Source organism: Streptomyces africanus (assembly GCF_002150735.1).
Classification (GTDB): domain Bacteria; phylum Actinomycetota; class Actinomycetes; order Streptomycetales; family Streptomycetaceae; genus Streptomyces; species Streptomyces africanus.
The window spans coordinates 1-8,023 of record NZ_MUKA01000575.1 but is presented as its reverse complement, the minus strand read 5'-3'; the positions used below and the strand labels follow the sequence as shown (position 1 = coordinate 8,023).

Below are 8,023 nucleotides of genomic sequence, written 5' to 3'. Positions count from 1 at the left end.
GGTTCGTCGGCGGCCGCCCGCAGCAGCCAGCCCCCGGCCAGCGGCTCCACCGAGCACAGCCCGAGCGCCGGCACCCACCGCGGACCCGGCGCCAGGGACTTGGGCAGGGTCACCCGCCGCGTGTACGGCATCCGGCTGACCGCGGCGGTCCAGCCGTCCCGGTCGACGACCAGGGCGCGCCCGTCGAGCCGGGCCAGCACCGGCGCGGCCACCGCGCGCAGCCCCTCCAGCGACTCCAGGTGCCTCTCCCGCAGCCGGGCCTCGGCGAGTTTGGCCACCGAGTCGACCCAGGCGAGCGTGGCCGGATGCATCGTCTCCAGCGGGCCGCTCACGTCCACCACGCCGAGCAGCCGGCCGTCCCGCGGATCCGTCAGCGGAGCGCCGGCACACGTCCAGACGGCCTGGGAGCGCACGAAGTGCTCGGAGGCGAAGACCTGCACGGGCCGGCGCACCACCGCCGGGGTGCCCAGGCCGTTCGTCCCGACGACGTCCTCACGCCAGTCCGCGCCCAGTTCGAAGCCGAGCCCGTCGGCCTTGCGCAGCACCGGCGCGCTGCCCTCGCGCCACAGCACCCGGCCCTCCTCGTCGGCGACCACCATGATGTGGTGGGCGACGTCCGCGAACCCCAGCAGCCCCTCCCGCAGCACCGGCAGCACATGACGCAGCGCCGACCTCTCGCGCCGCCGCTGCACCTCCTCACGGGACAGCAGATCCGCCCGGACGTCGTGGTCCGGATCCACACCGCTGCGCAGCATCCGCTCCCAGGACTGCTCGATCACCCGGCGCGGCGGCACGGGCGCGGGCTGCCCGGCCAGCCGGGCGGAACGGACCTCGCTGAGCACCCGGGCCGCACGCTTGGTGTCCCCGGCGGCGAGCTGCGTGACGTCCATAGGCGTGTGCCCCCCCGGTGTCTTCTGACTACCCGTCGCAGTGGTGTGACCGACTGTCCGCCGGGAGTCTTTTGACTGTCCGTCTCATAGTGCCGTCTGCCCGGCAGGGGCGCGGACACTCCGCCCACAGTCAGCAGCAAGTTGCAACCCCTTGCAACCCTGGTGGACAGCCCGGCCGTGTCCGAAACTTGAGCGGCGCCGTCCCGAGCGGCGTTCAGTGGCTCGAACGGGCCAGTGCGGCGGGGGTGGTGCCGTGTCGGCGCAGCACCACCCCCGCTTCGGCTGCCCGGATCAGCTCACCGGCCGGGCCCGCTCCACCACCGACGCCAGATCGAGCGTGTGCGGAAGCGTCCCGAACGCCGCGCCCCCGTCGCCGCCCAGCCGTGCCGCGCAGAACGCGTCGGCGACCTGCGGTGGCGCGAAACGGACCAGCAGCGACCCCTGCAGCACCAGCGCCAGCCGCTCCGCCAGCCGCCGCGCCCTGCCCTCCACGCCCTCCAGATCGGCGAGTTCGGTCAGCAGGTTCTTGATGGCCCCGTCGAGCCGGTGATCGGCGCCGCGCGCCTGCCCGACCTCCCGCAGATACGCGTCGAGCGCCCCCGGCTCCCGCTGCAACGCCCGCAGCACGTCGAGGGCCTGGACGTTGCCCGCGCCCTCCCAGATCGAGTTGAGCGGCGACTCGCGCACCAGCCGGGGCAGGCCCGACTCCTCGACGTAGCCGTTGCCGCCCAGGCACTCGGCCGCCTCCACCGCCACCGGCGGACACCGCTTGGTCACCCAGTACTTGGCCGCCGGCACCGCGATCCGCAGCAGCGCCCGCTCCTGCTCGCCGCCGTCGTCGTAGGCCGCCGCGAGCCGCAGCGCCAGCGTCGTCGCGGCCTCCGACTCGAGGGCGAGATCGGCGAGGACGTTGCGCATCAGCGGCTTGTCGGCGAGCTTCCCGCCGAACGCCTCCCGGTACGTGCAGTGGTGCACCGCCTGCGCCACGGCCTGCCGCATCAGCCCCGCCGAGCCCAGCACACAGTCGAGCCGGGTCGCCGCCACCATCTCGATGATGGTGCGCACCCCGCGCCCCTCCTCGCCGACCCGGCGCGCCCAGGTCCCGTCGAACTCCACCTCGGCCGAGGCGTTCGACCGGTTGCCGAGCTTGTCCTTGAGCCGCTGGAGCAGGAACACGTTGCGCGTGCCGTCCGCCAGCACCCGCGGCACCAGGAAGCAGGTGAGCCCGCCCGGAGCCTGCGCCAGCACCAGGAAACCGTCGGACATCGGCGCCGAGCAGAACCACTTGTGCCCGGTCAGTTCGTACGTCCCGTCCTCGGCGAGCGGCCGCGCGGAGGTCGTGCCCGCCCGTACGTCGCTGCCGCCCTGCTTCTCCGTCATGCCCATCCCGAACAGCGCCCCGGCCTTGAGGCGGGCGGGCCTGAACCCGCGGTCGTAGACCATGGAGGTCAGCCGCGGCTCCCACTCGGCGGCCAGGTCCGGGTCGGTGCGCAGGGCGGGCACCGCCGCGTGCGTCATCGACAGCGGGCAGCCGTTGCCGGCCTCGACCTGCGTCCACACCAGGAAGGCGGCGGCCCGCCGCAGATGCCCGGCCGGCCGGTCCCAGGCCGCGGTCAGACCGGCCGAGACGCCCTTGCCGAGCAGCCGGTGCCAGGACGGATGGAACTCGACCTCGTCGATCCGGTGGCCGTACCGGTCGTGGGTGCGCAGCCGGGGCGGGTTCTCGTTGGCCTGCGCACCCCACTCCTGCACCTGGGCCGAGCCGGAGGCCCGACCGAGCGCCGAGAGCTCGCCGAGCACCTCGTCGCGCAGGCCGGGATCCAGGTGCCGTTCGACCGCGGCCGTGAGGGCCCGGTCGGCCGAGAAGACGTCGTACCCGACCAACGGCGGGACCTGGTTGTTCACGGAGTGGGTGCTGCCAGCCATGCTGCGAACGTACCCCGGGGCGGCACCTCGGTCACCCAGGGGGCGGGGCCGGACGCCGGAGACCAACCTGTGCGTGAGTACGGTCAGGCACGACGGATACCGTTAGGGGGTGCAGCCAGCAAGTGAAACCCCCGACACACCCTCCGGGCGCCTCCACCGGGCGCGTGCTCTCTACCGGAACGTCTCCAAGCGCAGGACCGCCTGGCTGTTGCTCAAGGACACCGTCAACTCCTGCATGGAGTACCGCATCCTGGGCCTGGCGGCGGAAGCCGCGTTCTTCACGCTGCTGTCGGTGCCGCCGCTGCTGCTGAGCATGATCGGACTGCTCGGCTACGTCGATGCCTGGACCGGTGCCGACACGATCAAGAGTCTCGAGGCCAACCTTCTGGAGGCGGCCCGCACGGTGCTGTCCGACCGGGGCGTGCGGCAGATCGCCGAGCCGATCCTGCACGACGTGATAAAGGGCGGCAGGCCCGACGTCATCTCCATCGGCTTCCTGTTCGCCCTGTGGTCCGGCTCCCGTGCCGTGAACGTCTTCATAGACACCATCACCGTCATGTACGGCCTCGACGGCGTCCGGGGCATCGTCAAGACCCGCCTGATGGCCTTCGCGCTGTTCATCGTCGCCCTGCTGATCGGCTCGGTCGCGCTGCCGTTGATGGTGGCCGGGCCGGACGCGGTCGTACGGATCGTGCCGTGGTCGACGACGGTGGTGCAGGTCCTCTACTGGCCGGTCGTCATCCTCCTGTCGATCGCCTTCCTGACCACGCTCTACCACGTGTCCGTCCCCGTCCGCTCCCCGTGGATCGAGGACGTGCCCGGCGCGCTCGTCGCCCTCGGCATGTGGGTCCTCGGCAGCTTCCTGCTGCGGATCTACCTGACCAGCACGGTCGAGGGCCCGACGATCTACGGCTCCCTGGCCGCGCCCGTCGCCGTGCTGCTGTGGATCGGTGTGTCCGCGTTCGCCGTGCTCGTCGGGGCCGCGGTCAACGCCGCGATCGACCGGGTCTGGCCTGCCGCCGCGACGGCCGCGGCCCGCGAGGCCAACGAACGCCTGCGGCAGGCCCAGGTCGCCGAGTACGTCGCCCGCGCCGCCGCCGCGGAAGACTCCGACCCCGACATGCCCTCCGAGTTCCCCGAACGCTGGTCCCGCTTCCTCCCCCCGGAGGACGTCACGGCCCGCCTGCGCACCCACGTGAAGAGCACCCACACGAAGGGCCCCGGCCACTCCAACGGGGAGCAGCCGCCACCGCCCGCCGACACGTAACGGGCACGCGCTCCGCCCTGTGTCCTGTCCAGGACGCACGCGCCTGTGCGGCGGGCGGCTCGCCGTCGTCATGTCTCCCGGGGTCCGGCCTGCCGACGGTCGGCATCGCCTGCCGGCAGGCGACGGGCCCTCACTCGCTGTGTGGGTCCTGGCCTGGCCGTGGCCCGCGCCGGCAGGCGGCCCGTCGGCGTCGCGTCATTCGCGTCCTGCCTGGCCGCGACCGGGGGCGTCGTCCGACGGGCGGCCGTCGTCGCGCCCGGGTCCCGGCCTGCCGGCGGCCGGCGCCACCCGCCGGCAGGCGGAGCACTGTGACTACCTCCGCGCCCCGCCCGGGAAAGGCACGGCCCGGCCGGCGGTTCGGTGGCGTCAGGTCTTCCACGTTCCCGCCGCCGTCTCCTCCCGTACGAAGTCCGTGAAGTCCCTGGGCGCGCGGCCCAGCACCTCCTGGACGCCGTCCGAGACGTGTGCGTTGCGGCCGTCGAGGAGGGTGTCGAAGATGTCGGTCAGGGCCGTGACCTCCTGCGGTGGCAGGCCGAAGCCGAGAAGCCTCTCGCCGTAGTCCTGTGTCGACACCGCCCGGTAGGTGAGCGGGCGGCCCGTCGACTCGGCGATCTCCGCCACCGCCTCGCCGAAGGTGAGCAGACGCGGCCCGGAGAGGGTGATCGTCCGGCCCACGTACCGGTCGCCGGACGTCAACGCGGTCACCGTCACGTCCGCGATGTCCCGTACGTCGAGGAACGGCTCGCGCACCTCGCCGGCCGGGAACACCAGCTCCCCGCGCTCCCGCAGCTCCGCCACCAGCGGCCCCTCGCTGAAGTTCTGCGCGAACCACGCGGCCCGCAGGACCGTCCAGTCCGCCCCGGACCCGTGCAGCGCCTCCTCGGTGGGCAGGGCCTGGTCCTCGCCGCGCCCGGACAGCAGCACCAGCCGCCGCACCCCGAGCCCGACCGCCTCCCGCGCGAGGTCCCCGACCGCTTCCGCGGCGCCCGGCGCGCCGACGTCCGAGGGGTGGGCGAGGTACGCCGCGTCGGCGCCGCGCAGGGTGTCCGCCCAGGTCGAGCGGTCCCACCAGTCGAAACCGGTCGCCCGCGACGCCGCCCGTACCGTGAACCCGGCCGCCTCCGCAGCCCGTGCCACCCGGCTCCCCGTCCGGCCCGAGGCGCCCGTCACCACAACCGTCCCGCCCTGCGTGTCCCGTGTCGTGTTCGTCATGCCGTCGAGTCAACTGCCGTACGCCGCACGGAACCATCGCTGAACGGCTCATTCCCATACGGCCGCGTCTACGCTGACCCCATGGACGTACTCGCAGGGTTGCTGGAGGGCCCGCGTGCCCGGGGCGCGTTCATGATCAGGGCGTGCTTCGACCCGCCGTGGGCGGTACGCGTGGAGGACCGGGCGCCGCTCACCGTGATGCTCGTCGCGCGCGGCGAGGCCTGGGTCCTGCCCGACCGGGGCGAGCGGATCCGGCTGCGGGCCGGGGAGCTGGCCATCGCCCGCGGTCCGGACCCTTACACCTGCGCGGACGCCCCCGGCACGGCACCGCAGGCCCTGATCCTGCCCGGCCAGGAGTGCCGCTACCCCGACGGACGCCCCCTCAACGGCTCCATGGACCTGGGCGTGCGCACCTGGGGCGACCGGCTCGACGGTGCCACGGTGATGCTGATCGGCACGTACCCGATGCAGGGCGAGATCAGCGGCCGGCTGCTGGACGCGCTGCCGCCGCTGCTCGCCCTCACGTCCGACGTGTGGGACTGCCCGCTCACGCCGTACGTCTCCGAGGAGATCGTGCGGGACGAGCCGGGCCAGGAGGTCGTCCTGGACCGTCTGCTGGACCTGCTGGTCATCGCCGCGCTGCGCGCGTGGTTCGCCCGCCCGGAGGCGGAGGCGCCCGCCTGGTACCGGGCCCTCGCCGACCCGGTCGTCGGCGGTGTCCTGCGCCTGCTCCAGGACGACCCCGCCCACCCGTGGACCGTCGCCGCGCTCGCCGCCAAGGCCGGGGTGTCCCGCGCCGCACTCGCCCGCCGCTTCACCGCCCTGGTCGGCGAGCCCCCGATGACGTACCTCACCGGCTGGCGCCTCGCCCTCGCCGCCGACCGGCTGCGCGACTCCGAGGACACGCTCGACACGGTGGCCCGCCGGGTGGGGTACGGCAGCGCGTTCGCCTTGTCGACGGCGTTCAAGCGGGTGTACGGGGTGAGCCCGGTGGAGTACCGGGGGCGGGTGGCGCGGGGGCCCGGGAACGCGACGGTGCCCTGGTCAGCGACGTAAGGGGAACCCGGCCCGGGACGCGCGCGGCAGTCTCGCCGCCCGCGGCGTAGCCTGGCTCACGTGTACGTGGAGCGGGCGTCACGGCTGGCGGGAGCGGTCGTGTGGAGGAATGCCCCGGAGCGGGACGGGGCGGCGCGCGTGCTGCCCGACGGGTGCATGGACCTGCTGTGGCACGAGGGCCGTCTGCTGGTCGCCGGACCCGACACGCACGCGTACCTCACGGACGGCGAGGACGGCACCTGGGCCGGCGTCCGCTTCTACCCGGGCACGGCCCCGGCCCTGCTCGGCGTGCCGGCGCACGAACTGCGCGACCGCCGTGTCGAGCTCGCGGATCTGTGGCCGGCCCCGGAGGTACGGCGACTGGCGGCACGGGTGAACGCGGCCCCCGACCCGGTGAGCGGACTGGAGGACCTCGCCCTGCGGCAGGCAGCCGGTGCCGATCCGCCGGATCCACTGCTGCGGCAGGTCGTCACCGCCCTCGGCGCGGGCCGGCCCGTCGCCGCCATCGCCGACGAACTCGGCCTCGGGGCACGCCAGTTGCACCGCCGTTCGCTGACCGCCTTCGGCTACGGGCCCAAGACCCTGGCCCGGATCCTGCGGCTGCGCCGCGCCCTCGCGCTGGCCCGGCACGGCGTGCCCTTCGCGGACACGGCCGCCCGGGCCGGTTACGCCGACCAGGCCCATCTCGCCCGCGACGTCAGGGAGTTGGCGGGCCTGCCGCTGGGGGAGCTACTCGCCGCTCGCGGCTAGTGGAGCGAACAGGTCCACCCCGTTGCCGTCCGGGTCGAGCACGACGGCGTACCGCTGCCCCCAGAAGGCGTCCCAGGGCTTCAGCTCACCGTGGCACCCGGCGCCCACCAACTCCGCGTACAGCGCGTCCACTTCCTGCGGCCCGTCGCAGCGCAGGGCCAGCGAGGTCCGGCCGCCGTCCGCCGGGGGCCGCCACTCGGGCCGGAACGAGCGGACCGTCTCCTCGGTGTCGAGCATCAGCCGCAGTCCGCCGGGCAGTCCGGCCTCGGCGTGCGGCTGGTTCTCGGCGCCCTCGGGGAAGGCGAACCCGAGCCGGCGGTAGAAGGCGACGGAGGCGGCCATGTCGGAGACGACCAGGCCGATGGCATCGAATCGTGCAGTCATGGGCTCACCGTAGGCAGGTCCGCGACGCCCGGTCTTGAAGGAATCGGACACCGGTCGGCGGGGTGTCCGATCCGTTCAAGACGGCCCTCCGGGCAGGCCCGTAACGTCGCCGCCATGACGACCACGACACGGCAGTCCCGACACCTCGGCATCTCCATCGACCGACCCGCACAGGAGGTCTACGACTACGTCTCGGATCCCGTCAACGTCCCTGGCTGGGCTCCAGGCCTGGCCCGTTCCATCGAGCTGGTGGACGGCCGGTGGGTGGGGGAGTCGCCCATGGGGCGGGTCGTGGTGGACTTCACGCCCAGGAACGACTTCGGCGTGCTCGACCACGACGTCACCCTGCCCTCGGGGGAGACCGTCCACAATCCCATGCGGGTGCTCGCCGACGGCCCCGGCTGCGAGGTGGTGTTCACCCTGCGCCGGCAGCCCTGGATGAGCGACGAGGAGTTCCACCGCGACGCGGAGGCGGTGACCGCCGACCTCACCGCCCTCAAGCGGCTGATGGAACGGGCCTAGGTGTGCTGTTCGGAGA

At 73.8% G+C, this 8,023-nt stretch carries 8 protein-coding genes; 4 read left to right on the top strand and 4 right to left on the bottom strand.

Annotated elements, in window-relative coordinates; translation table 11 throughout:
- Positions 1–890, bottom strand: an 890-nt coding sequence (locus CCL05_RS42245; RefSeq protein WP_086565820.1) for a GAF domain-containing protein, incomplete at its 3' end; no start/stop codon positions are given.
- Between the two features lie 291 nt (positions 891–1,181).
- Positions 1,182–2,816 carry an acyl-CoA dehydrogenase family protein gene (locus CCL05_RS42240; protein WP_086565819.1) on the bottom strand — a complete coding sequence of 545 codons (1,635 nt, stop codon included), beginning with the start codon at positions 2,814–2,816 and terminating at the stop codon, positions 1,182–1,184.
- A gap of 109 nt (positions 2,817–2,925) precedes the next feature.
- Here CCL05_RS42240 and CCL05_RS42235 point away from each other — a divergent pair, with 109 nt between their 5' ends.
- Complete coding sequence (locus CCL05_RS42235) at positions 2,926–4,083, top strand: YihY/virulence factor BrkB family protein (protein ID WP_086565818.1); 1,158 nt, start codon at positions 2,926–2,928, stop codon at positions 4,081–4,083.
- Positions 4,084–4,449: 366 nt separating this feature from the next.
- Here CCL05_RS42235 and CCL05_RS42230 read toward each other — a convergent pair whose 3' ends face one another.
- Positions 4,450–5,295: a Rossmann-fold NAD(P)-binding domain-containing protein gene (locus tag CCL05_RS42230; protein WP_086565817.1), complete on the bottom strand. Its 846-nt coding sequence runs from the start codon at positions 5,293–5,295 to the stop codon at positions 4,450–4,452.
- 81 nt (positions 5,296–5,376) lie between these two features.
- Here CCL05_RS42230 and CCL05_RS42225 point away from each other — a divergent pair, with 81 nt between their 5' ends.
- Positions 5,377–6,351, top strand: coding sequence for an AraC family transcriptional regulator (locus tag CCL05_RS42225; protein WP_086565816.1), 975 nt, complete (start codon positions 5,377–5,379; stop codon positions 6,349–6,351).
- 60 nt (positions 6,352–6,411) lie between these two features.
- Positions 6,412–7,101 carry a DUF6597 domain-containing transcriptional factor gene (locus CCL05_RS42220; RefSeq protein ID WP_086565815.1) on the top strand — a complete coding sequence of 230 codons (690 nt, stop codon included), beginning with the start codon at positions 6,412–6,414 and terminating at the stop codon, positions 7,099–7,101.
- On the opposite strand, the gene CCL05_RS42215 is transcribed toward CCL05_RS42220, so the two are convergent.
- The gene (locus CCL05_RS42215) at positions 7,081–7,485 is read right to left on the bottom strand and encodes a VOC family protein (protein ID WP_208641745.1); all 405 of its coding nucleotides are present in this window, start codon (positions 7,483–7,485) and stop codon (positions 7,081–7,083) included. The genes CCL05_RS42220 and CCL05_RS42215 overlap by 21 nt on opposite strands.
- 114 nt (positions 7,486–7,599) lie before the next feature.
- On the opposite strand from CCL05_RS42215, the gene CCL05_RS42210 reads away from it, so the two are divergent.
- Complete coding sequence (locus CCL05_RS42210; protein ID WP_086565813.1) at positions 7,600–8,007, top strand: SRPBCC family protein; 408 nt, start codon at positions 7,600–7,602, stop codon at positions 8,005–8,007.
- Positions 8,008–8,023 lie beyond the last annotated feature (16 nt).